Annotated in this window: 20 protein-coding genes; 11 read left to right on the forward strand and 9 right to left on the reverse strand. The window is 66.2% G+C overall.

Annotation, left to right across the window (positions count from 1 at the left end):
* The first annotated feature begins 3 nt into the window (after positions 1-3).
* Both EN857_RS11875 and pobA read left to right on the forward strand, forming a co-directional pair.
* Positions 4-1,056, forward strand: a complete 1,053-nt coding sequence (locus EN857_RS11875) for a 3-carboxy-cis,cis-muconate cycloisomerase (protein ID WP_127390961.1) — start codon at positions 4-6, stop codon at positions 1,054-1,056.
* A complete protein-coding gene (gene pobA / locus EN857_RS11880; protein WP_127390962.1) occupies positions 1,056-2,222 on the forward strand; it encodes a 4-hydroxybenzoate 3-monooxygenase in 1,167 nt (388 codons plus the stop codon). The genes EN857_RS11875 and pobA overlap by 1 nt, the downstream gene beginning before the upstream one ends.
* 13 nt (positions 2,223-2,235) lie before the next feature.
* On the opposite strand, the gene pcaF is transcribed toward pobA, so the two are convergent.
* Genes pcaF through EN857_RS11895 form a run of 3 tightly spaced genes read right to left on the reverse strand, consistent with a single transcriptional unit; the run spans position 2,236 to position 5,099 of the window.
* Entirely contained in the window at positions 2,236-3,441 is a 1,206-nt protein-coding gene (gene pcaF / locus EN857_RS11885) for a 3-oxoadipyl-CoA thiolase (protein ID WP_127390963.1), read from the reverse strand.
* Positions 3,442-4,245 carry a CoA-transferase subunit beta gene (locus tag EN857_RS11890; protein ID WP_127390964.1) on the reverse strand — a complete coding sequence of 268 codons (804 nt, stop codon included), beginning with the start codon at positions 4,243-4,245 and terminating at the stop codon, positions 3,442-3,444.
* Complete coding sequence (locus tag EN857_RS11895; protein ID WP_127390965.1) at positions 4,242-5,099, reverse strand: CoA transferase subunit A; 858 nt, start codon at positions 5,097-5,099, stop codon at positions 4,242-4,244. The genes EN857_RS11890 and EN857_RS11895 overlap by 4 nt, the downstream gene beginning before the upstream one ends.
* 106 nt (positions 5,100-5,205) lie before the next feature.
* On the opposite strand from EN857_RS11895, the gene EN857_RS11900 reads away from it, so the two are divergent.
* The 8 genes from EN857_RS11900 (at position 5,206) to EN857_RS11940 (ending at position 12,914) form a co-directional block, all read left to right on the forward strand.
* On the forward strand, positions 5,206-5,976 hold the full coding sequence (locus EN857_RS11900) for an IclR family transcriptional regulator C-terminal domain-containing protein (protein WP_127390980.1): 771 nt from the start codon (positions 5,206-5,208) through the stop codon (positions 5,974-5,976).
* Positions 5,977-6,323: 347 nt separating this feature from the next.
* Entirely contained in the window at positions 6,324-7,049 is a 726-nt protein-coding gene (locus EN857_RS11910) for a GntR family transcriptional regulator (protein WP_127310483.1), read from the forward strand.
* A 1-nt stretch (position 7,050) separates the two neighbouring features.
* Complete coding sequence (locus EN857_RS11915; protein ID WP_135858663.1) at positions 7,051-8,088, forward strand: ADP-ribosylglycohydrolase family protein; 1,038 nt, start codon at positions 7,051-7,053, stop codon at positions 8,086-8,088.
* Positions 8,085-9,059: a PfkB family carbohydrate kinase gene (locus tag EN857_RS11920; RefSeq protein ID WP_127310481.1), complete on the forward strand. Its 975-nt coding sequence runs from the start codon at positions 8,085-8,087 to the stop codon at positions 9,057-9,059. Before EN857_RS11915 ends, EN857_RS11920 begins: the two co-directional genes overlap by 4 nt.
* Positions 9,060-9,098: 39 nt before the next feature.
* Positions 9,099-10,160 carry an ABC transporter substrate-binding protein gene (locus tag EN857_RS11925; RefSeq protein WP_127310480.1) on the forward strand — a complete coding sequence of 354 codons (1,062 nt, stop codon included), beginning with the start codon at positions 9,099-9,101 and terminating at the stop codon, positions 10,158-10,160.
* A gap of 29 nt (positions 10,161-10,189) precedes the next feature.
* Entirely contained in the window at positions 10,190-11,059 is an 870-nt protein-coding gene (locus EN857_RS11930; protein WP_127310479.1) for an ABC transporter permease, read from the forward strand.
* Complete coding sequence (locus tag EN857_RS11935; protein WP_127310478.1) at positions 11,059-11,847, forward strand: ABC transporter permease; 789 nt, start codon at positions 11,059-11,061, stop codon at positions 11,845-11,847. Before EN857_RS11930 ends, EN857_RS11935 begins: the two co-directional genes overlap by 1 nt.
* Positions 11,847-12,914: an ABC transporter ATP-binding protein gene (locus tag EN857_RS11940; protein WP_127390968.1), complete on the forward strand. Its 1,068-nt coding sequence runs from the start codon at positions 11,847-11,849 to the stop codon at positions 12,912-12,914. Before EN857_RS11935 ends, EN857_RS11940 begins: the two co-directional genes overlap by 1 nt.
* A 75-nt stretch (positions 12,915-12,989) precedes the next feature.
* On the opposite strand, the gene hutH is transcribed toward EN857_RS11940, so the two are convergent.
* Entirely contained in the window at positions 12,990-14,471 is a 1,482-nt protein-coding gene (gene hutH, locus EN857_RS11945) for a histidine ammonia-lyase (RefSeq protein ID WP_127390969.1), read from the reverse strand.
* Entirely contained in the window at positions 14,468-15,469 is a 1,002-nt protein-coding gene (locus EN857_RS11950; RefSeq protein WP_127390970.1) for an ornithine cyclodeaminase family protein, read from the reverse strand. The genes hutH and EN857_RS11950 overlap by 4 nt, the downstream gene beginning before the upstream one ends.
* A 112-nt stretch (positions 15,470-15,581) precedes the next feature.
* Here EN857_RS11950 and EN857_RS11955 point away from each other — a divergent pair, with 112 nt between their 5' ends.
* Entirely contained in the window at positions 15,582-17,030 is a 1,449-nt protein-coding gene (locus EN857_RS11955) for a DHA2 family efflux MFS transporter permease subunit (protein ID WP_127390971.1), read from the forward strand.
* Positions 17,031-17,094: 64 nt separating this feature from the next.
* Here EN857_RS11955 and EN857_RS11960 read toward each other — a convergent pair whose 3' ends face one another.
* The 4 genes from EN857_RS11960 to EN857_RS36145 form a co-directional block, all read right to left on the reverse strand.
* Entirely contained in the window at positions 17,095-17,982 is an 888-nt protein-coding gene (locus tag EN857_RS11960; RefSeq protein WP_187331267.1) for an amidohydrolase, read from the reverse strand.
* Positions 17,982-19,160, reverse strand: a complete 1,179-nt coding sequence (locus tag EN857_RS11965) for a VWA domain-containing protein (RefSeq protein ID WP_127390973.1) — start codon at positions 19,158-19,160, stop codon at positions 17,982-17,984. The genes EN857_RS11960 and EN857_RS11965 overlap by 1 nt, the downstream gene beginning before the upstream one ends.
* Positions 19,161-19,249: 89 nt before the next feature.
* Positions 19,250-20,131 (reverse strand): MoxR family ATPase, encoded by an 882-nt coding sequence (locus tag EN857_RS11970; protein WP_127390974.1) that lies wholly within the window; start codon positions 20,129-20,131, stop codon positions 19,250-19,252.
* A 7-nt stretch (positions 20,132-20,138) separates the two neighbouring features.
* The gene (locus EN857_RS36145) at positions 20,139-21,143 is read right to left on the reverse strand and encodes a molybdopterin cofactor-binding domain-containing protein (RefSeq protein ID WP_127390975.1); all 1,005 of its coding nucleotides are present in this window, start codon (positions 21,141-21,143) and stop codon (positions 20,139-20,141) included.
* Position 21,144 lies beyond the last annotated feature (1 nt).

The following is a 21,144-nucleotide window of genomic DNA, read 5'->3' on the forward strand; positions in this document are numbered from 1 at the left end:
AACATGACCGTATCGCCCTTCGATCATCCGCTGCTTTCGGCTCTCCTTGGCGACGAGGAAGCGGCAAGGCATTTTTCCGTGGAAACCGACATCGACGCGATGCTGGCTTTCGAGCGCGCCCTGGCCGAGGCCGAGGCCGAGTGCGGCGTGATTTCCAACGACGCCGCAACGGCAATCGGCTCGGCTCTGACCTCGTTCCGGCCCGACACGGCCAGGCTCAGGGCCGGCGTCGCCAGGGACGGGGTCGTGGTGCCGGAGCTGGTACGCCAGATCAAGGCCGCCGTCGGCGAACCGCACAATGCGTTCGTTCATTTCGGCGCGACCAGCCAGGACGTCATCGATAGCTCGCTGGTGCTGCGGCTGAGCGGGGCGGTCGACCATATCGGCCTGCTGCTCAGCGAAAACATCGTGCGGCTTGCGGGCCTCGAACAGGATTTCGGGGGCAGGGCGCTGATGGCGATGACGCGCATGCAGCCGGCAATCCCGATCACGGTTGGAGATCGGATCGCCTCATGGCGGGCGCCGCTCGAGCGCCACCAACTCAGGTTGAAGGAACAGTCCGCGCGTCTGCTCGTCGTCCAGTTCGGCGGCGCGGCTGGCACGCTCGATAGACTCGGCGACAAGGCTGCGCCCGTGCGGGCGGCCCTTGCCGCAAAACTCGGCCTTGGCGATGCGGCGCAATGGCATAGCCAGCGCGACGCGCTGGCCGATTTCGCCGGCTGGCTGTCGCTGGTGACCGGCAGTCTCGGCAAGTTCGGCCAGGACATCGCGCTGATGGCGCAAGGTGGCATGGACATCAAGCTGTCCGCGGGCGGCGGCTCGTCGGCGATGCCGCACAAGCAGAACCCGGTGAAGGCGGAGGCGCTGGTGGCCCTTGGCCGCTTCAACGCCACCCAGCTTGCCGGCATGCACCAGGCGCTGGTGCACGAACAGGAGCGCTCTGGCGCCGCCTGGACACTGGAATGGCTGATCCTGCCGCAGATGGTGGTGGCGACAGCGGGAGCACTCCGGCTCGCCGCGGAGCTTGCCGGACAGATCGAAAGCCTCGGACACTGATGCGTACACAGGTTGCTATCATCGGCTCGGGCCCATCCGGCCTGCTGCTCGGCCAGTTGCTCGCCACCATCGGTGTCGAGACGGTCATTCTCGAACGGTCGAGCCGGGAGCATGTGCTCGGCCGCGTGCGCGCCGGCGTGCTGGAGCAAGGCACGGTCGACCTGCTCGGCGAGGCCGGCGCCGCGGACAGGCTGCACGCCGAAGGCCTGCCGCATGCCGGCATCTCGCTCGCCTTCGACGGTCGCCTGCACCGCATCGACCTCACGGCGCTCACCGGCGGCAAGCATGTCACCGTCTACGGCCAGACCGAGGTGACGCATGATCTGATGGACAAGCGCGAGGCGGCGGGGCTGGTCACCGTCTACGAAGCCGCCAATGTCGCGCTTCACGATTTCGATGGCACGGCGCCTTTCGTCACCTATGACAAGGACGGTGTCGGCCACCGCATCGACTGCGACTTCATCGCCGGCTGCGACGGCTATCACGGCGTCAGCCGCCGCTCGGAGGGCGCGCTGAAGACCTTCGAGCGGACCTATCCGTTCGGCTGGCTGGGCGTGCTGGCGGAGGTGCCGCCGGCCGACCACGAGCTGGTCTACGCCAATCACGAGCGCGGCTTTGCGCTGTGCTCGATGCGCTCGCCGCACCGCAGCCGCTACTATGTGCAGTGCCCGGCGGACGAGCGCGTCGAGGCCTGGTCCGACGACCGTTTCTGGGACGAGTTGCGCCGGCGCTTGCCGCCGCAGACGGCCGCCGCCGTCACCACCGGGCCGTCTTTCGAAAAGTCGATCGCGCCGCTGCGCTCCTTCGTCGCCGAGCCGATGCGCTTCGGAAAGCTGTTCCTGGTCGGCGACGCGGCCCATATCGTGCCGCCGACCGGCGCCAAGGGCCTCAACCTTGCCGCCAGCGACGTGCGCTATCTCTTTGCCGGGCTTCGCGAATTCTATCGCGAGAGGTCGCAGGCGGGGCTCGATGCCTATTCAGCCAAAGCGCTGGCGCGGGTTTGGAAAGCGGTACGTTTCTCGTGGTGGATGACGACGATCCTGCACCGTTTTCCCGAGACGGGCGAATTCGGCCAGCGCATCCAGGAAGCCGAGCTCGACTATCTCGTGCATTCCAAAGCGGCGTCTACCGCTCTGGCGGAGAATTACGTCGGCCTGCCGTATTGATCGGCAAGGCCCGTCAAACCCGCTCCAGCGCGATCGCAATACCCTGGCCGACGCCGATGCACATGGTTGCGAGCGCATAGCGGCCGCCGCGCTCGCGAAGCTCCAGCGCCGCCGTGCCGGTAATGCGGGCGCCCGACATGCCGAGCGGGTGGCCGAGCGCGATCGCACCGCCATTCGGGTTGACGTGCGCGGCGTCCTCGGCGATGCCGAGCTGGCGCAGCACCGCGATGCCCTGCGAGGCGAAGGCCTCGTTGAGCTCGACGACGTCGAACCGCTCGGGCGTCAGGCCGAGGCGGGCGCAGAGTTTCTTCGTTGCCGGCGCCGGGCCGATGCCCATGATGCGCGGCGCAACGCCGGCGGCAGCACCGCCAAGGATGCGGGCGACCGGCGTCAGGCCGTGTTTCTTCGCGGCTGCTTCCGAAGCGATGACGAGGGCGGCCGCGCCGTCATTGACGCCGGAAGCATTGCCGGCGGTCACCGTGCCGCCCTGGCGGAACGGCGTCGGCAGTTTGGCCAGCGCCTCGATGGTGGTGCCGGCGCGTGGATGCTCGTCCTTGCCGACCACGATCGCGTCGCCCTTCCTTTGCGGGATCGTCACCGGCGTGATCTCCTTCGCCAGCCGGCCATTGGCTTGCGCCGCCACAGCCTTGTCCTGGCTGCGCACGGCAAAGGCATCCTGGTCGGCGCGCGAAACGGCAAAGTCCTCGGCAACGTTTTCGCCCGTTTCCGGCATGGAATCGACGCCATACTGTTTCTTCATCAGCGGGTTGACGAAGCGCCAGCCGATGGTGGTGTCGTGGATCTCGGCGTTGCGCGAGAAGGCGGTGTCAGCCTTGGGCATGACGAAGGGCGCGCGGCTCATCGACTCGACACCACCGGCGATCATCAGCTCGGCCTCGCCGGCCTTGATGGCGCGCGCCGCGATGGTGACGGCATCCATGCCCGAGCCGCAGAGGCGGTTGACGGTGGAGCCCGGAATGTCCTGGGGCAGGCCTGCGAGCAGCAGCGCCATACGGGCGACGTTGCGGTTGTCCTCGCCTGCCTGGTTGGCGCAGCCATAGACGATGTCGTCGACGGCAGCCCAATCGACACCCGTGTTGCGCTCGACCAAAGCCTTCAAGGGTATGGCGCCGAGATCATCGGCGCGCACCGAGGAGAGCGCGCCGCCAAAGCGGCCGATCGGCGTGCGGATGTAGTCGCAGATGAAGGCGTCGGTCATCTATGCAGCTTTCCCCTTGGCGGTCCCCTCATGCGCCGCCTTGGTGCGGGCCTGAAGATCGCGCAATGTCGTCAGCTCGAGTTCCGTCGGCGCCGGCGTCTCGTCAAGAGCCTCGGCAAATCTTACCACCCAGCCACAGGTCGCCTGCACCTGTTCGCGGGTCACGCCTGGATGCAACGACACGACGGTGAATTCCTTGGTGACCGGATCCGGCTTCCAAATCGCAAGGTCGGTGATCAAAAGCGTCGGGCCGGCCGTATCGATGCCGAGCCGCTTGCGGTGATCGCCGCCCTCGCCATGGCCGAAGGAGGTGAAGAAGTCGATCTTTTCGACCATGCCGCGTTTCGATTGCGCCATGGTGATGTAAACCTCTTTTGAAGAGGTGGCGATCTCCGGCGCGCCGCCGCCACCGGGAAGGCGCGTTTTCGGGTGCGCGTAGTCGCCGATGACGGTGGTGTTGATGTTGCCGAACCTGTCGAGCTGGGCCGCGCCGAGGAAGCCGATGGAGATGCGGCCGCCCTGCAGCCAGTAGCGGAACATCTCCGGCACCGCGACGGTGGTGACTGCTGTCTCGCACAGTTCGCCGTCACCGATTGACAGCGGCAGCACGTCGGGCGCGGTGCCGATGGTGCCGCTCTCATAGATCAGCGTGATGTCCGGCGCATGGGTGAGCCGCGCGACGTTGCAGGCGGCCGATGGCGCGCCGATGCCGACGAAGCAGACGTCGTCATTCTTCAGCGCGCGGCTGGCGGCGATCGTCATCATTTCGTTGGGCGTGAAGCCCAAATTTCCGGCGTCGCTCATGCGGCTTTCCTCAGATGTTCGACGCGGGCGGCGAAGTCGTCGGCGCTGCCCTCGATGACGTTCTTCTGCATCCATGCCTGGAAGCGGTCGCGGTCGGCGGCGACCTCGTCCCATTCGAGATAGGCGGCGTTGTCGCGCGCATAGTAGCCGTGTGCGTAGGACGGATGCGAGCCGCCCGGCACGACCGAGATGGCCGATATCGTCCAGCTCGGCAGAACGGTGAGGTTGGGGTGGAGATCGTCGAAATTGTCGACCACTTCCTCGACCGTCACCACGGCGCGCCTGGCTGCGAGCACGGCTTCCTTCTGGATGCCGATGATGCCTTCGACCAGCACATTGCCTTTGCGGTCGGCCTTCTGCGCATGGATGAAGCTGACGTCGGGCCGGATCGATGGAACGGCGGCGAGCACTTCGCCACTGAAGGGGCAGGTGAGCGACCTTATGTTAGGGTTGACCGAAGCGAGGCCGGCGCCGCGATAGCCGCGGAAGATAGCGCAAGGCAGGCCGGCAGCACCCGCCTCATAGGCGTTGGCCATGCCGGCGTGGCTGTGCTCTTCGATCTCGATCGCGCGCGGAAAGCCATTCTCGATGGCGTCGCGGGCGCGCCGCAACAGGCCGACGCCGGGATTGCCGACATAGGAGAAGATGATCTTTCTCGCCATGCCCATGCCGATCATCTGGTCGTAGATCAGGTCAGGCGTCATGCGGATCAAAGTGAGATCACGGAAGCCCTGGCGGATGGCTTCGTGCGCGGCTGCGGTCGGGATCAGATGGGTGAAACCCTCGAATGCGGCCGTATCGCCGTCGTGCAGGTTCTCTGCGACAGCCTCCTTCAGCGGCAGGAACTTCACCATGCTTGGGCTCCGGCGTTGGCAAGAAAGTTCGCATTGCGAACATATGTTTTATATGAGATACTTTCTAATCTTGCCCTGACGGGGAGTCAATGCCATGGGCCCAGTCGTGGAAGACGAAGCCAGTTCGCGCGATCATGTCGGCTCGCTGGAGCGCGGCCTTGCGGTGATGGAGATCCTCGCCCGCTACCCGGCCGGCATGACGCTGACCGAGATGGCGGAGGAGGCGGGCCTGACCCGCGCCGGCGCCCGCCGCTTTCTGCTGACGCTGGTCGCCACCGGCTACGCGACTCAGTCGGGCCGGTTGTTTTCACTGTCGCCGCGCCTGCTCACCGTCGCGCGGACCTGGCTCGGCGGCGCCTCGCTGTGGACCTTCGCGGCGCCGATCATGCGCGAGGTGGCCGCGCAATTCGACGAGGCCTGCAACGCCGCGGTGCTGTCGGGCGAGGATGTCGTCTATGTCGCGCGCATCCCCGGCCGCCGCATCCTCAGCGTGGCGCTGGACGTCGGCACAAGGCTGCCCGCCTACTGCACATCGATGGGTCGCGTGCTGCTCTCCGGCCTGAGCGCCGGTGAGATGAAGACCTTCCTCGCCGATGCAAAGATCGAGCGGCGGACGCCGAAGACGATCGTCAGGCGGGACTTGCTGGCCAAGGCGGTTCAACAGGCCGAGACGGACGGCTTCGCCATTGTCGACGAGGAACTGGAGCTCGGCCTGCGTTCGATAGCCGTACCGATCAGCGACCGTACCGGCCAGGTCGTCGCCGCCATCAACGTCTCGACGCAGTCGGCCCGCTTTTCGGTCGAGGCGATGGAGCGCGAGATCCTGCCTGGGCTGCGCAAGGCCAAGCAGCGGGTCGAGGAATTCTTCTTCGTCTGACTGGCGATCGTCGCCGCCAGTTGCCAATTGTCCGAGGTTGGCGCCGCCCCTCATCGCCCTGCCGGGCACTTCTCCCCGTATAGTGACGGGGAGAAGGGGCTGGCCACAACGACGGCCCTTTCTTGGCAACGCTGATGATTGGCGAAACCGGCAGGACAGCGCCCCTCTCCCCGTCACTATACGGGGAGAGGGGTCGGCAGGCAGGTGAGGGGCGGCGCGACGGTTGAAAATGGGAATGAGGCAGTCGCCTGAGGAGTTCGTTCCCTGCTCAAAGGCTTACCCGTTGACGCCGCCTTTCGAACGCACTATTGAACAGGACTATACAGGTTCACTGAACAGGTATCGATATGGCCCGTCGCGCGACGCAGATCACCCCCGGAACCGGCAAGCCCGAGCAGATCGCGACGGTTTTGGAGCACGAAATCCGCTCCGGGGTGCTCGGCTTCGGCGACCGCCTGCAGAGCGAGAACGAACTCGTCCAGCGCTTCTCCGTCAGCCGCAACACGGTCCGCAAAGGGCTCGAGGAATTGTCGAGCCGGGGCCTGATCACCACCAGGGTCGGCATCGGTTCCTTCGTCACCTTCGACGGCATGCCGGTCGACGATGCCGTCGGCTGGTCGCGCGCGCTTGCCAATGCCGGCGCCAATGCCGAGACGCGCACGCTGCGGCTCGAAGTCATCGAGGACGCGGACCTTGCCGCCAGGCTCGGCCTTGGCAATCCGGCCTTCATCGCCGTCGATCGCGTCCGCACCAATGCAAATGACGGCCATGCGATTTCGATCGAGCGCAGCCGCCTGCCGCTTTCGCCCGAGTTGGAAGACGTGCCGCTGCGCGGCCTGCGCGAAGGCTCGCTGCACCAGACGCTGCGCGGGGCAGGGCTGGTGCCCGACCATGGCGAGGAATGGGTCGACATCGAGATGCTGAGCGCGGCGGATGCCGCTATCCTCGATTGCGCGCCCGGCACGCCCTTCCTGCGCACCCGGCGCCTGACCCGCGCCGCCGACGGCCGCGCCATCGAATTCGTCACCAGCCTGCTCAACCCGGCGCATTTCGCCCTGCATCTGGAGTTTTGAGATGACGCCTGCGGCCGGGGCGATCGACCGCGCCATGGGCGCGCTGATCGGCGGCGCGCTTGGCGACGCGCTGGGCATGCCGACGCAGCTTCTGTCGCCGGCCCGGATCGCCGAACTTTACGGCCATGTCGAGGACTTCGTCGCGCCCGTCGACGATCATCCGGTGTCGAAGGGCCTTGCTGCCGGCACGATCACCGACGACACGGAACAGGCGCTGCTGCTTGGCCGCATTATGGTCGAGTCCGGCGACCGTTTCGACCACACGCGCTGGGTCAATGCGCTGCTCGACTGGGAGCGCGAGGTCAAGGCGCGCGGCAGCTACGACCTGCTCGGCCCGTCGACCAAGCGCGCCATCGACGCCATCAATGACGGCGTGCCGCCGGAGGAAGCCGGCAGCGCCGGCGATACCAATGGCGCGGCGATGCGCATCGCGCCGGTCGGCATCATGATGCCACCGGAGCCGCTCGACGCGCTGGTTGCGAAGGTCGCGGAAACCTGCCGGGCGACGCACAACACCTCGATCGCCATAGCTTCGGCGGCCGCGGTCGCTGCGGCGGTCAGCAGCGGAGTCTCAGGCGCCGACTGGCGCGCGGCTTCCGGGCGCGCCGTGACCGCGGCGCGGCTGGGGGCAACGCACGGGAATTGGGTCACCGGCGGCGATATCGCAGCGCGGATCGCCTGGGCGCAGGATCTCGTGCGCGGCAAGACTGAGAAAGAAGCGATCAGGCTGATCGTCGATCTGGTCGGCACCGGCGTCGCCAGCCAAGAATCGGTTCCGGCGGCGTTCGCCGTGCTGGAGGTCGCCGATGGCGATCCCTGGCGGGCGGCCGTCATCAGCGCCAATCTCGGCGGCGACACCGACACGATCGGCGCCATCGCCGCCGGCATGGCAGGCGCCTCAGCCGGACTGTCGCGCCTGCCGCAGCACCGCATCGCCAAGTTGCACGGCATCGATCTCGCCGAGGTTCGCGCGCTGGCAGACGATCTCGTCGCGGCACGCAAGGCAAAGATCCGCTCCGGCAAGGAGGCTGCCGCATGAGCGGACGGCTGGTCCATGTCGGCAGCGCCGTGGTGGACTATGTCTACCGCATCGACGCCTTGCCGGCGCCAGGCACCGAGAAGACCGCGTCGAGCTACGCGCGGGTCGCCGGTGGCGGCTTCAACATGATGGTGGCGGCGAGCCGCACCGGCATGAGGGTGGTGTTCGGCGGTCAGCTCGGCACCGGGCCCGACGGCGATTTCCTGCGCACGGCCTTTGCCGCCGAAGGCATCACGACGTTGACGCTGCCATCGCCGTTGATGGACAGCGGCAATTGCGTCGCCATGATCAGCGGCGATGCCGAACGGACCTTCGTCTCCTGGCCGGGGGCTGAGAGCTGGCTCACGCTCGACATGATGAAGCCGGTCCAAATCCTTTCGGGCGATTGGGTTTTCACCTCTGGCTACACGCTGAGCTATCCAGGAAGCCGAGATACGCTCACCGACTGGATCGAGGCGCTGCCTGCGGAAGTCCCCTTCGTCTTCGATCCGACGCCGGTGATAGCCGAGATCCCGCGCCCGATCCTGGACCGGGTTTTGGCGCGCACGACCTGGCTGAGCTGCAACACCAACGAGGCGGCCGAGATCGCCGGTTCGGGCGACGCGCAGACCGTCGCCATCCGGCTGCTCGCCGACCATTGCCAGAGAGCGGCGGGCGTCGTCATCCGCGCCGGCGCGCAGGGCTGCCTCGTACGGCTTGCCGATGGCCGGACGCAGGCGGTGCCGGGCTTTGACGTGGAAGCCATCGATACCAACGGCGCCGGCGATGCCCATATCGGCGCCTTCGTCAGCGGCCTGTCGCGCGGAATGCCGCCTTACGAAGCAGCGCGCTACGCCAACGCGGCGGCTGCGCTTTCCGTCACTCGTCATGGCGGATCGTCGGCGCCGACCGACGCCGAAATCCAGGAATTCCTTGCCCGGCGCGTTCAAACGGCGAGCGCTCAGGACCGGGAACAAGAGGCCACAACTTAACAAGCCCGCAAACCGGGCAAACAATGAGAGGAAAGAAACATGCGCATGCCCAGACTGACCGCTTTTCTGACGGCGACAGCCGTCTTCGCTTCAGCATTCACGCTTGCCGCCAATGCCGGCGAAGTGCATGTGCTCAACTGGAAGGGTTACGGCGCCGACGAGCCATGGGCGATCGCAGCCTTCGAGAAGGCGACCGGCAACAAGGTGGTCAACGACTTCTTCAACTCCGAACAGGAGATGCTGACCAAGCTCAGGACCAATCCCGGCCTTTACGACGTCGTCATGATCAATGCCGCCTTCAACGATCAGGCAATGGCCGGCAAGCTGATCCAGCCGATCGACGTGTCGAAGCTTGCCAACTACGCCGACATCAGCAAGGACAAGGCCGGCTCACCGATGCTCAACCATGACGGCAAGGTCTATGGCGTGCCGTGGGTCTGGGGGCTGACCGCCTTAGCGATCAACGAGAAGTCGTTCCCCAAGCCACCGACAAGCATCGCCGAAATGTGGGATCCAGCGCATAAGGGCCGCGTCATCATCCGCGACGATGCCGTCGAGGCGGTGCAGTTCGGCGCCATTGCCAGTGGCCAGAACATCAACGACATCAAGGATATGGAAGCGGTCAAGGCGAAGCTCACCTCGCTGATGCCGCAGATCAAGACGTTCTGGAGCTCGGAGAACGACTGGAACCAGATGGTCGCCTCCAACCAGATCGACATCGGCACCTACTGGAGCGGCTCGGCCGACCGCGCCAAGACGCATTTCAAGCTGCCAGTTTCGCTGGTCATCCCGCAGGAAGGCGCCGTCGCCTGGCTCGACGCCTTCTCGATCCCGGCCGGCTCCAAGAATGTCGAGGGCGCCGAAGCCTTCATCAACTACATGATCGACCCGAAATTCTACGTCGAATGGGTCACCAAGGTCGGCGCGCCGGTGTCGGCAAACACCAAGGCGGTCGAGGCGCTGCCTGAGGATGCCTTCAACCGCAAGGTCATGGGCGATCCGGAGGTCGCCAAGCGCATCCAGTTCCAGGCGCCGGTCACCGACGAGCAGCGCGAGAAGTACCTGGCGCTCTGGCAGGAGCTGAAGGTCAACGTGAAGTAGTCGGCGTCTTTCGGGGAGGAGAGGCATCCATGGCTGACCAGCATGCGATCGGTTCGCGGCGCGGGCTGAAGCCGGCCCTGCCGCTTCTCCTTCCGGCCTATCTGTGGCTGACGGTGGCGATCTTCCTGCCGCTGTCGGCCATGGTCTTCTTCTCGTTCATGACCGACCTGCCGCTGGCCGGGAGGGAATGGGCGTTCACACTCGACAATTACGCGGCCTTCTTCTCGCAGAGCCTCTATCTGACGCTTCTGCTTGCCTCGCTGCGGCTCGGCCTCGAGGTCACCCTTTGGTGCGTGGTGATCGGTTATCCGGCAGCCTATGTGCTGGCCAAGGTGCTGAAGGGACGCAGCCGCGAGGCGATCTTCCTGCTCGTCATCCTGCCGTTCTGGTCGAACGGGCTGGTGCGCATCTTCTCCTGGGCGATGGTGCTGCGCGAGGGCGGCATCCTCGACACGGCGCTCAACGCCGTGCTGCCGTTCAAGATCAACATCGATCTGATGTATTCCTATCCGGCCGTCATCATCGGCCTGGTGCACTCCTATGTGCCCTACATGGTGCTGACCTGCTACCTGACGCTGCAGGCGATCGACGATTCGCTGATCGAGGCCGGCCGCTCGCTCGGCGCGTCGCGGCGGCAGGTTCTTTGGCGCGTGATCATCCCGCTGTCGATGCCTGGCCTGATCGCCGGGGCAGCGCTGATCTTCGTGCCCGTCGTCGGCTCCTTCATGGAGCCGCGCATCCTCGGCGGCCGCACCGGTACCTTCTACGGCACCGTCATCGAGGACCAGTTCGTCGCGGTCTTCAACTGGCCGCTGGGCGCGGCGCTGTCCTTCATCCTGCTCGCCGTCGTGCTGGTGATCCTGGCGGTGGCGTCGCCGATGCTGAAAAGGGCCGCCTGATGGCGACGACGCGCATCCTCGAATGGCTTGGGCGCTGCTACATCGTGCTGCTGCTCGGCTTCCTCTATCTGCCGATCATCATCATGGCGCTGATGTCGTTCAACGCCTCGCCCTTCTACCAATTGCCGCTCGAGTGGACGACGGACTGGTATGCCTCGCTCTGGCAGAACGACCAGCTGATTGCGGCGACCTGGAACAGCATCGAGATCGCGGTGATCACCACCGTCATCGCGACCGTGCTCGGCTCGGCCGCCTCGCTGGCGCTCTACCGCTGCGACTTCCCGGGCAAGAAAGTCCTGCAGGCGCTGCTCTTCCCGCCGATCGCCATTCCGTGGCTGATCACCGGCACGGCGATGCTGATCTTCTTCTTCGGCATCGGCATCGGCCGCGGGCTGGTGGCGATCCTGCTCGGCCATGTCGCGCTGGCGCTGCCTTACGTCATCGTGGTCGTGTCGGCCCGGCTGCAGACCTTCGCGCCCGAGCTGGAGGAGGCGGCGCGCTCGCTCGGCGCCAATCAGTGGCAAGTGACGAACCGCGTCACCTTGCCGTGGATCATGCCCGGCGTCATCGCCGGCGGGCTGTTCGCCTTCGCAGTGTCGTTCGACCAGTTCGTGGTTTCCTACTTCCTGTCGACGCCCGGCCAGACGACGCTGCCGGTCGAGATCTATGCCGCGATCCGCAAGGGCTTCACGCCCGAGATCAACGCGGTTTCCACCATCATCATCGTGGTCTCGATGGCGCTGATGCTGCTCACGGCGCGCTTCTTCAAATTCGGCGGAGAGAAATAATGGCAGGCGTTCAGGTCGCGAATGTCTCCCGCAGTTTCGGCGCGCACAGGGCGCTGGATAACGTCTCGATCGATTTTGCCGATGGCGGCTTCTATGCGCTGCTCGGGCCGTCGGGCAGCGGCAAGACCACCCTATTGCGGCAGATCGCCGGTTTCGATTTTCCCGACACCGGCCGCATCGCCATCGGCGGCGAAAGCGTCGAGCGCGTGCCGGTCGAGAAGCGGCGGATCGGCATGGTGTTCCAGAATTATGCGCTGTTTCCCAATATGAGCGTCGCCGACAACGTCGCCTTCGGCCTGTCGGTGCGCGGCGAGCCGAAGGCGTCGATCGCTGCCGAAGTGCAGCGCGCGCTCGACCTCGTGCAGCTCGGCAAGCTCGGCGGCCGTCGGCCGCACCAGCTCTCCGGCGGCCAGCGCCAGCGTGTGGCGTTGGCGCGCGCCATCGTCACCAAGCCGCGCGTGCTGTTGCTCGACGAGCCGCTCGGCGCGCTCGACAAGGCGCTGCGCGTCGACATGCAGATCGAGTTGAAGCGCATCCAGCGCGAGATCGGCATCACCACCATCTTCGTCACGCACGACCAGGAAGAGGCGCTGACGATGAGCGACCGCATCGGCATCCTGCGCGATGGCAGGCTGGTGCAGGAGGGGCCGCCGGAGGAGATCTACGACCGGCCGCAAAGCGAGTTCGCCGCGACCTTCCTCGGCGACGCCAACATCTTTCGCGGCGACGCGACCGGCAATGGGATCAGGCTGCCCGACGGCACGACGATCGCCGCTGCCTCTGGGCCTTCGCTGGCAGCCGGCGCCAGGGCGAGCTGCGCGGTGCGGCCGGAGCGGATCCAGATCTCGACCGGCGCGGCGAAGCCCGATGCGGACAATGCCAATACGCTCAAGGGACAGGTGTCCAAGCGTATCTTCGCCGGCAACAACAGCACCTATTTTGTCGACCGCGACGGCCAGACGCTGAAGGTGATCGTGCAGAACACCGGCGCCGAAAGGTTGGCTGAAGGTCAGCCGGTGGTGCTCAGCTGGTCGCCGGACAGTACTGTGCTGATCGCGGCGGGCTAATCGACGCCGTCGGGCGGTCATCTGAAGCGTGTCGCGCTGACGCCGATTCAAGAAACGCGGCTAACTCTTTGTTTTTCAGGCCCGCCAAGAGCCGTCGGCGAGCGCTGCGTAGAGCACGTTGGCGTTGGCCCCGAGCGGCCTGTCCTCCTTGAGCGCGGGGACATGCGTGCGGACAGAAGCGTGGATGACAGCGGTTGCCGGCGCCAGCGTGATCCCTTCACGCAGGTCAACGGCCTGGGCCGCCGCCATCAGTTCCATGGCGATCAGGCGTCGCCACAGTACGATCATGTCGGCGCATTTCGAAACCGCCAGAAGCGTTTGCGTGGCGTGATCCTCCACGCCTTCCGAGACCGGCAGGTAATCGAGCATCACGGGGTTGGCCTTATGGCGGATCGCGGCCAGGATCGCCGTAACGGTCTTCTGCAGAGGCACGAAGCCGGCGGAGGCGCCGCCGAGCGGCGACAGGTATTTGGGCAGGCTGTTGCGGCCCGAGCCGGTGAGCTGGATGAAGCGAGCGGCGCAAGCCCCCGCGCATTGCGCGATTGCCAGGCCAAGCGTCTCGAAGGCCAGCGCGAGTGACGCGGTGTGAAAGTTGCCGGTCGACAGCACTAACGCGTCTTCGACCAGCACCAGCGGATTGTCGGCGGCGGCGTTGAGCTCGATCTCGACCGCCAGCCTGGCATGATCGATCGCCTGGATCAGCGCCCCGTGGATCGAGGGCATGCAGCGGATCGACAGCGGATCCTGCAAGCTCGTCTGCGTCGTTTCATGATCGCGCGCGAGCAGGTCGCGCAGCGTCCTTGCCGCCAGCAATTGGCAGGCCGCGGGCCGCGCGACATGCAGGCGCGGATCGAGAATGGTGCGGTTGGCCGCAAGCGCTTCCATGGTCAGCGCGCCGGCCTGCTGCTGCTGTTCCATCGCCGACAGCGCGTCGACAAGTGCCAGTGCGCCGGCGCCGGTGGAGACCGCCGAAGCATTGATCAGCGACAAGCCGTCCTTCGGCGCCAGGCTGACCGGAGGGAGGCGCGCCATCATAAGCGCCTTGGCCGAAGGCATGCGCCGGCTTTGGTAGTCGGCGTCGCCTTCGCCGATCAGCGTGTGGGCGATCGCCGTCATCATCACCAGGTCGCCGGCGCCGATCGAGCCGAGCGCCGGCATCACCGGATGCACGCCCGCGTTCAGCATTTCGACCAGCGCGCTGAACACATGCGGCGACAGGCCCGAGCCGCCGGCTGAAAGCATGGCGATGCGGGCAAACATCGCTGCCCGCACGAGCTGGATGGGCAACGCGTCACCCACGGCGGCGCCGCGCCCATCGAGAAGCTGGCGCTGGAAGGCGCTGGCGTCGCCCTCGACTGCGGTGCCGAGATTGGCGCCGAGCCCGGTGTTCAGGCCGTAGATCTGCTGGCCGGCGGCGGCAGCTTCATCGAGGACTTTGCGCGCCTTGGCCAGGTGTTCCATGACGGAGGGCGTGACCTCCACCTTGGCCGCATTGCGCGCGGCAGCGGCGACATCCTCCATGCTGACGCCGGCGCCGGTGAGGACGAGCGGGGTCATGCGAAACGCAGCCTCTGGCCGACGCCTTGCGTGCCGGCCTTGGCCAGCATCGCCTTGCCGAGCGCGATGTCTGAGAGCGACAGGCCGCGATGCCAGAACAGGATGGTCTCGTCGTCGCCCTGGCGGCCAGGCTTCAGGCCGGCGGCGATCTGGCCGAGTTCGGCATGCAACGTCGCCTCGCTCAGCCGCCCGGTTTCGACATGGGCGCGCAGCGAGCCGAACTTGCCGCTCTTGCACTGGCCCCAATCGTCGACGACAATCTTGCCCATGATGTCGGTCAAGGACAGCTCCACCGCGCTCATCGTGCCATAGGGCACCACCAGCGCGCCCGGCTTGATCCATTCGGTCTTGAGCAGCGGCTGCGGTTCGTTGAGCCGCGAGGCCTCGACGACGATGTCGGCTCCGTGGACGCAGCTTTTCCAGTCGGCGACCGCGGTGACTTTCTTGCCGAGGTCGGCCGACAGTTTCGCCGCGAAAGCATCGCGGCTTTCCGGCCGGCGCGAATGGACGCGGATCTCGTCGAAGTCGAAGAGATGGTCGAGCAGGCGGACGTTCCAGTAGGCGGTGCCGCGCGCGCCGATATGGCCGAGCACCTTGGATGTCTTCTTCGCCAGGTGCTTGGCGCCGATGGCGGTGACGGCGCCGGTGCGCATGTCGGTGATGACGGTGGCGTCGAGGATGGCGCGCGGCGTGCCGGTGCGTGGATCGAACAAATTGAGGATGCCGAATTCCGAAGGCAGGCCGTGCAGATAGTTGTCGACGTAGTCGCCGACGATCTTGACGCCGGCGGCGTCGAGCGGCGCCACGTAGCCGCGCAAGACATTGAAATGGCCGTGGAATGACGGGTCCGGCTCGAGATGGACGCGCGGTTCGATCACCGTCTGGCCCTTGCCTTGCGCGACAAGGCCGGCCTCGACCGCGCCGATGATCTCGGCATCGGTCATCGCCAGCGCTTCGATATCGAGAGCGTTGAGATAGTCGATATAGATGGGCTTCATCCCATTTCCCCTCTTAGGCCCACTTTCCCATAACAGGCGGCGAGGCACCACAAAAGTTTGTTGGATAACCACTGGACTAGGCTGGTCCAATGCTGTTCAAACCAGGTCCGTCATGAGCAGCATCCCCGACAATCCGATGTTGTCCCAGCCGTCGACAGCCATGCCGGCGCGCCAGGCACGGCGCGTGGCGCTGATCGTCGCCGTCGCCTTCTTCATGCAGCTCCTGGATTCGACGATCATCTCGACGTCGCTGCCGCAAATGGGCCAGTCCTTCGGCGTGCCGGCGGTGGCGATGAGCATCGGCATCACCGTTTACATGCTGGCCATGGCCGTGTTCGTGCCGCTGTCCGGCTGGCTTGCCGACCGTTTCGGCGCGCGCAACGTCTTCCTGGTCGCCATCGCCCTGTTCACCCTGGCCTCGATCGCCTGCGGCTTCTCACATAACCTTTCGCAATTTGTCGCCGCCCGCGTCGTGCAGGGTCTTGGCAGCGCGCTGATGACGCCGGTCGGCCGCATCCTGGTGCTGCGCAATGCGTCGAAGTCGGAGCTGATCGCCGCCACCGCGCTGATCACCTGGCCGGCGCTGTTCGCGCCGGTGGTCGGACCGGTGCTTGGCGGCTTCATCACCACCTATCTCTCCTGGCACTGGAATTTCTTCATCAACATCCCGCTCGGCCTGGCCGGCCTGCTGCTGGTCGCCCGCTTCGTTCCGGGCGACCGCGAAGCCGAGACCAGGCCGCTCGACTGGCCGGGGTTCGTGCTCACCTCGCTCGGGCTCGCCGCGATGCTCTACGGGCTGGAGCGCATCGCGCATCCTGAGGACGGCGTCTTGCCGACCGTGGCGCTGATTGCCGCCGGCGTGCTGATCGGCTGGCTGGCGGTGCGGCACCTCGCGCGCACGCCGCATCCGCTGCTCGACCTCAGGGCGTTCAAGGTCCTGACCTTCGCCATCTCGACGCTGTCGGCCGGAACGATTTTCCGAGTGTCGATCAATGCCACCCCGTTCCTGCTGCCGCTGCTGTTCCAGGTCGGCTTCGGCTTGCGGCCGGTCGATGCCGGCTTGCTCGTCCTGGCCTATTTCCTCGGCAATCTCGGCATGAAGGCGGTGACGACGCCGACGCTGAGGCGTTTCGGCTTCCGTAGCGTGCTGGTCGTCAACGGCCTGATCGCCTCGCTCGCGGTGATGGCCTGCGCGGCGATCTCGCCTGAAACGCCGCAGGCGCTGGTGGTGGCGCTGATGCTGGTCGCCGGCCTGTCGCGTTCGATGCAGTTCACCGCGCTCAACACGCTGGCTTTCGCCGATATCTCGGGCGCGCAGCGCAGTTCGGCGGCGACGCTGTCCAGCATGCTGCAGCAGATATCGATGCTGTTCGGCGTGGCGGTCGCGGCGGCGGTCCTCAATCTGTCGCAGATCGCGAGGGGCGGGGCAGCACTCGATCTGATCGATTTCCGCATCGCCTTCCTGGTGGTCGGCGGAATCGGCCTTGCGGCCGCCTTCCGCTTCCTGGTGCTGCCGCCGGCGGCGGGCGCCGAGGTTTCAGGCCATTCGCCGCGGAATTGACATTCGGATTTTGGGCCGATCGCCGAGATAAACTTCGCTCCGCCTTTGGTCGCGCCCTCATCTCTCACGTCGGTCGATAAACCCTTTCAGCAGTGTTCCAGAAGATATCCGCCTGCGCCCCCGCGCCGTGCCTGGCCACCGCCGCGCGGTGCGCCTTGATCAGCTCGGCGTGGCTGGTCCACAGCTTCTCGATCGGGAAGTTCGAGCCGAACATCAGATGGTCCGAGCCGAGGATATCGATCGCGTTGTCGACGATGTAGGCGATCAGCGCCGGATCGTTGCGGTGGACGAAGGTGCCCAGGCCGGACAGCTTGGCGTAGACATTGGGCGCGGCGGAGAGCGTGCGCAGGCCGGTCTTCCATGCCTCGGTGGTTTCCGGTTCCATGCCGGTCAGCATGCCGGCATGGGTGAGGATGAAGTTGGTCTGAAGGTTCTCGCCGACCAGCGTCAGGCCGTCCTTCATCTGCGCCGGGAAAAGCTGGAGGTCGAAGGACAGGCCGTAGTCCTTCAGCCGCGCCACATTCTTCCGCACTGTGGGATCGATGACCTGGTCTGCCGAGGCGGCGAAGCGGAAAGCCGGCGTCTCGTGCCAGTGCAACTGCATGCGCACGCCGCGCAGCAGCTTGTATTTCATTAACCGGTCGATCTGCGGCCGGACATCGTCGACGGTCATGTCGGTATAGCCGACGATGGCGTGCGGCCAGCCGGTTTCGTCGGCGGTCTTCTGCAGGAAGGCGACTTCCTTCTCGAAATCCTCCTTGGCCCAGTTGGTCTGGACATAGACGGTCTTTTCGACGCCAGACCCCCTCTGGTCTTCGAGGAATTCCTCGATTGGATAGTCGCGGCGGATCGGCTCGTAGGGGCCGAAGATGCGCGGCACCATCGGTCCGACCAGCCAGGGCTGGTCCTTCTGGCGCCAGATGTGGAAATGCGAGTCGATCGCCTTCTGCATCACGATACCCTTTTCCAGATGGCCTCGGCCGACGGAGCGGGCCGGGCGAGCGACAGGATGAAATCCGTGAGGCTCTTCAGCGACGAGCCGTCGACCAGATCGTCGAGCACCGGCAGGATGGCGCGCAGCGCCGCCGTCGCCGGCCGGAAACGCGGATCGCCGGCGAGCGGCGTCGCCAGCGACAATCGGAAGGCGCGGGCGCTCAGGCGGCGCATCGCGGTCTCGAGATCGGCGTGGTCGCCACGCTCCAGCGCATCCGAAAGGATGACCACCGCCGCGCCGCGGGCGAAGGCGGAAAACCGTGGCACCGAAAGGAAGGCGAGCAGCGTCGGCCCCATGCGAGTGCCGCCGTCCCAGTCGTCGACCAAAACCGCCGCCCGGGCGAGCGCCTGGTCGCGATCGCGGATACGCAGCGCCGAGGTGATGCGCGTGAGCCTCGTGCCGAAGGTGAAGACTTCGGCACGGTCGGCGCTCTGCACGGCGGCGTGCGCCAACTTCAGGTAATCGGAGGTGTGGAGCTTCATCGAGCCGGAGACGTCGATGAGCAGGAGCAGCTTGCGCGGCACGGTCTGACGGCGGCGGAGCTGCGGCGAAGGAATGTCGCCGTCGGCGCTGACGATTTCGCTGAGCGAACGCCTGAGATCGAGCGTGCCGCGCGAGCGGGTGCGGATGGTGCGGAAGGAGCGACGGGCGGGCAGGGCGGAGGCGACCCTGCGGCGGAATGCGCCAAGACCGTCGGCGTCGCGCTGGAAATCGCGGCTGCTCAACTGCTCGCGCGCCGAGGACAGCTCGCCGCCCTTCTCCTGGCGAGGGTCCTGGCTTTCTTCCTCGCGGGTGCCACGATCGTCCTTGATGCGGGTTTCCTCGTCTTCTTCGCCTGCGATCGAGGGTCTGGCGTCGGCGTAGAAATGGGCGCGGAAATGCGCCTCGAATTCGATGCGACGGTCGGGCGAAGGCGCGAGCGTCGCCAGCGCGGCCTCGCGGATGTCGGACATGGAACGAGGACCGAGGAGGGTAACCGCTTGCATGAAGCTGGTAGTCTGCTCCGGTGCGATGGCGAAGGCATGACGGCGCAACAGGCGGGCAAAGCCAAGGAAGGGCGCGGCGGCGCGGGGCAAGCTTTCCTCGCCCCGTTCACGGGGAGAGGATGCCGGCAGGCAGGTGAGGGGCAGCGCCATCGTCTGCCCATGTTGGCGCCGCCCCTCATCCGCCCCTTCGGGGCACCTTCTCCCCGTGAACGGGGAGAAGGGATTGTTGAGGTCGCGGCTCACGCCAGTGACTCCTCGACGATCCTCCCAAGTTCCGGCGCGATCGCGGACAGATCCTCCTCGTCCTTGATCAGCAAGCCGATGGCGCGGCGAAAGGCTTCCGGCCACGGGTTGCCGCCCTTTTCGAGAATGGTGGCGGCATTCGCCCATTCCACCGCCTCGGCGATGCCCGGCGGCTTTGCCAGCGGACGGGCGCGGATCTGCTGCACGGCATTGGCCACCGCGCGCGCCGTAGCCTCGGCGACATCGCCCGCGCGCAGCATGATGATCTCGGCTTCGCGCGCGGCGTCGGGATAGCCGATCCAGTGGTAGACGCAGCGCCGGCGCAGCGCCTCGGCCAACTCGCGGGTGCGGTTGGAGGTCAGGATGACAATCGGCTGCGTTGCGGCGCGGATCGTGCCGCGTTCCGGGATGCTGATCTGGAAATCGGAGAGGAATTCAAGCAGCAGGGCTTCAAACTCATGGTCGGAGCGGTCGATCTCGTCGACGAGAAGCACACGATGCTCAGGCGCGCGCAGCACCTGCAGCAGCGGCCGCGCGATCAGGAAGCGGTCGTCATAGATGTCGATTTCGTGCTCGCCGGCATGGCGGATGGCGAGCAGCTGGCGCTGGTAGTTCCATTCATAGAGCGCATGCGCGGCGTCGATGCCTTCATAGCATTGCAGGCGCACCAGCTCGCGGCCGAGCAGTTCGGCCACTGCCTTGGCGGCTTCGGTCTTGCCGACGCCCGGCGCGCCTTCGAGCAGCAGCGGTTTTCCCAGCCGGATCGCCAGGAAGATTGCGGTCGCCAGGCCGTCGTCGGCGAGATAGCGCGAGGCGGCAAGGCGCGCCGCCACCGCTTCCGGCGAAGCCGCGATCTGTTCGGCGTCGGCGCGGGTCATTGTCGGCTCAACCCGCGGCTTGCGCCTTCAGCGCGCGCAGGATGCGCTCGGGCGTGATCGGTAAAGTGTCGATGCGCACGCCAACGGCGTCGAAGACGGCATTGGCGACCGCCGGGATCTGCGGGTTGGCGCACATCTCGCCCGGCCCCTTGGCGCCGAACGGACCGTCCGCTGACGGCCGTTCCAGCACGATGATCTCGGTCTCGGCGAGATCGCCGGGCCCCGGCATCAGATATTGGTTGAAGTCGGTGCCGCCATGGTCGCGGTTCGGATAGTAGGGCTCGGTCGTCTCGTAGAGCGCGTGGCTGATGCCCATCCAGGAACCACCGACGAGCTGCTGCTCGACCATCTTGGGGTTCAGCGCGCGGCCGATCTCGAAGACGTTCTTGACGTTGAGCACCGTCACCTCGCCGGTTTCGTCGTCGACCTCGACCTCGGCCACCGTACAGGCATGCGCGTAGCAGGTCGACGGCTTCATCGCGCCGGTCTCCTTCTCCGGATAGGAGCGCGGGATCAAAAACATGCCGCGGCCGGAGATCGAGCGGCCGCGCTTGAAATGCGCCGACAGCGCGACGTCGAAGATCGAGATCGATTTCTGCGGCGCGCCCTTCACCAATATGTTGCCCTGGCCGTCGGTCTCGAGGTCCGAGGCGTTGACTTCCAGCTCTTCCGCCGCCACTTCCAGCATCACCTGGCGGGCTTCCCTAGCCGCCTGAATGACGGCGTTGCCGGCGCGGTGCGTGCCGCGCGAGGCGAAGGTGCCCATGCAGTGCGGGCCGGTGTCGGTGTCGGCGGTGTCGACGATGACGCGGTCGGTCGGCACGCCGATGGTCTCGGCGCAGATCTGCGCCATGATCTGCTTCATGCCCTGGCCGAGGTCGACGCTGGAGAGCGTGACCATGAAATTGCCGGTCGGGGTCGAATGGACCAGCGCCTGGGTGGGGTCGCCACCGAGGTTCATGCCGGTCGGATAGTTGATCGCGGCGACGCCGCGTCCGCGCCGGATCGCCATC

Source organism: Mesorhizobium sp. M4B.F.Ca.ET.214.01.1.1 (genome assembly GCF_004791545.1).
Lineage (GTDB): Bacteria > Pseudomonadota > Alphaproteobacteria > Rhizobiales > Rhizobiaceae > Mesorhizobium > Mesorhizobium abyssinicae.